At 55.7% G+C, this 2,842-nt stretch carries 2 protein-coding genes; both read left to right on the top strand.

All coding sequences use genetic code 11. The annotated features are described in order from the left end of the window. The coding region (locus tag CHB90_RS25730) for an AAA family ATPase (protein WP_141135990.1) at positions 1-937 on the top strand (937 nt) is incomplete at its 5' end. Beyond that, positions 934-2,559: a type I restriction-modification system subunit M gene (locus CHB90_RS25725; protein WP_089280537.1), complete on the top strand. Its 1,626-nt coding sequence runs from the start codon at positions 934-936 to the stop codon at positions 2,557-2,559. The genes CHB90_RS25730 and CHB90_RS25725, both read left to right, overlap by 4 nt. The last annotated feature ends 283 nt before the right edge of the window (positions 2,560-2,842 follow it).

Raw genomic sequence — 2,842 nt, 5'->3', positions numbered from 1 at the left:
TGTAGCTCGGCGGGATCGGTCTGCTCATGCAGGACAGCTACCACGCTGGATTCACGAGATGAATCCCTCAACCAGCCTTTGCGCAACAAAGCCACTCGACGAGACAATCGCCGGTTACCTGTCGCGCTACACGGATTTTGATTTTGACATCGACTACGAGAAGTGGGTCGTGACCTTCCGCAAGGGCGACGAAGAGCGGATCAAGATATCTCGCGGCGAAGAGAAGATTTTCGTCTGGTGCATGTTCATGGCGATCTGCGAGCGGGTCATCGATGGGCTGGCATCCTACGAGCGGGTCAAGCACCTCTACATCGACGATCCCATCTCCTCGCTGGATGACAACAACGCCATCGCCATCGCCTGTGATTTGGCGGCGCTCCTTCGCAAGGCGGCGTCTCGTAAGAACGCGCAGGGCGAGCCGGACCCGCTGCGCACCGTGTTCTCGTCTCATCACGCGCTTTTCTTCAATGTCATGTGCAACGAGATCGGGCGGACACGGGACGGCGAGGAGAAGGTCAGCACCAAGCGCTATTTTCTGCACAGGCCCGACACCGACGGTTCCTTCACACTGCGAGCGACTGGCGATACGCCGTACTTCCACCATGTGGCAACACTGGCCGAGCTCCGCAGATGCGTTGAGTCCGGGGCGCTGTACACCTACCATTTCAACGCGTTGCGAAGCGTCTTGGAGAGAACGGCCAGTTTTCTTGGCCACGATGACTTGCGGATCTGCCTTGAGGGGCTGGAGGATGAAGCCCTCTACAACCGCGCCCTGAATCTCTTGAGTCACGGAAAGTACTCCATCACGGAACCTGTCGAAATGGTGGACGACAACAAAGACTTGTTCCGAAAGATTCTGACCGATGTCGTTGATAAATTTGGGTTTGCAGTTCCCGACCTGGTTCCTGTGGCCCCTCAACCGAAAGCTAACCCATGACTGATCAAGACCAAAAACAGCTTGGCAAGACACTTTGGGGCATAGCCGATCAGTTGCGTGGCGCAATGAACGCGGATGATTTCCGCGACTACATGCTTGCCTTTCTGTTCCTTCGTTACCTCTCGGACAACTACCAGCAAGCCGCGAAAAAAGAGCTCGGGCGCGATTATCCCGATCCCGACGCTGTCGGAAACGGAGGCCGGTCCTCCCTGTCCGTATGGTACGAGCAGAACCCCAGTGACGTGGTGGCCTTTGAGAAGCAGATGCGCCTCAAGGCGCACTACGTTATCCGCCCCGAGCACCTCTGGGCCAGTATTGCACACATGGCCCGCACACAGGACGATGAGCTGCTCAACACGCTGCAAACCGGCTTTAAATACATCGAGAACGAGTCTTTTCAGAGCACGTTCTCGGGCTTGTTCTCCGAGATCAATCTCGGCTCTGAAAAGCTTGGAAAGACCTACGCGGACCGGAACGCAAAGCTCTGCACGATCATCACCAAGATTGCCGAGGGCCTCGCGGAGTTCTCGACCGATAGCGACACGCTTGGCGACGCCTATGAGTATCTAATTGGCCAGTTCGCCGCTGGATCGGGCAAGAAGGCTGGTGAGTTCTACACGCCGCAGCGGATTTCGGACATCCTCTCAGAAATCGTTACGCTAGACAGCCAGGAACCAAAGACTGGCAAACGGAAACACCTTGCCAGCGTGATGGATTTTGCCTGCGGCTCGGGCTCGCTGCTGCTCAATGTGCGCAAGCGCATGGGCCCGCACGGAATTGGGAGGATCTACGGCCAGGAATCCAACATCACCACTTACAACCTCTCTCGGATGAATATGCTACTGCATGGGGTGAAGGATTCTGAGTTCGAGATTTACCATGGAGACACGCTGACCAACGACTGGGACATGCTTCGCGAGACGAACCCGGCGAAGAAACCATATTTCGACGCCGTGGTCGCCAACCCACCGTTCAGCTTGCGTTGGACACCAAACGAAGCGTTAGGCGAAGACGTTCGCTTTAAGAACTACGGGCTGGCCCCGAAGTCGGCCGCTGACTTTGCGTTCTTGCTGCATGGGTTCCACTATCTCAAAGACGACGGTGTGATGGCGATCATCCTACCGCACGGTGTGTTGTTCCGAGGTGGGGCGGAGGCGAAGATCCGCCGCAAGCTCCTCGAAGACGGGCACATCGACACCGTCATCGGACTTCCGGCGAACCTGTTCTATTCAACTGGCATTCCGGTCTGCATCCTCGTCCTGAAGAAGTGCAAAAAACCCGATGACGTCCTGTTCATCAATGCGTCAGAGCACTTTGAAAGGGGCAAGCGACAGAACTATATGTCCGATGGGCATATCGAAAAGATCATCGACACCTACCAACAGCGTCCGGAGAGCATCGAACGGTACGCCAGACGCGTCGGGATGGACGAAATTGAGGCCAACGACTTCAACCTGAACATCTCGCGCTACGTCAGCACGGCCAAAGATGAGGTGGCCATCGATCTGTCGGCCACGCACGAGGAGTTGGTCGAAATCGAGAAGCGAATTCGGAAGTCAACGACGAAACACAACGCGTTTCTGAAGGAACTTGGGCTATCACCACTACCAGCGTCGGATTGACGGACCCGAGCCATGCAGGTTGAAAGTTCGATTTCAGTCCTTTTTAGGGAACGCCACTGACGTCGAAGTGCTTAGCATCACCTTGGTGAAAAAGTATCAATATCAGAAACTTACAACCTGAACACCAAATCCGCACAGTCATGAGGTCCAGAGAATATCGGCCCTGAGAGACCACTTCCGCGCTTACTGGGTATGCGTCCGGCCACGCAGCGCTTGACGCCTATTTCGGCGTCCAGTTCCATGGCGCGAGTTCGCCGATGCGGTTGATCTTGTGATCGGCGAT

Origin of the sequence: Antarctobacter heliothermus, assembly GCF_900188425.1 — a bacterium.
Taxonomy (GTDB): domain Bacteria; phylum Pseudomonadota; class Alphaproteobacteria; order Rhodobacterales; family Rhodobacteraceae; genus Antarctobacter; species Antarctobacter heliothermus.
The sequence above is the reverse complement of the archived record's forward strand: the minus strand, read 5'-3'. Positions and strand labels throughout refer to the sequence as shown.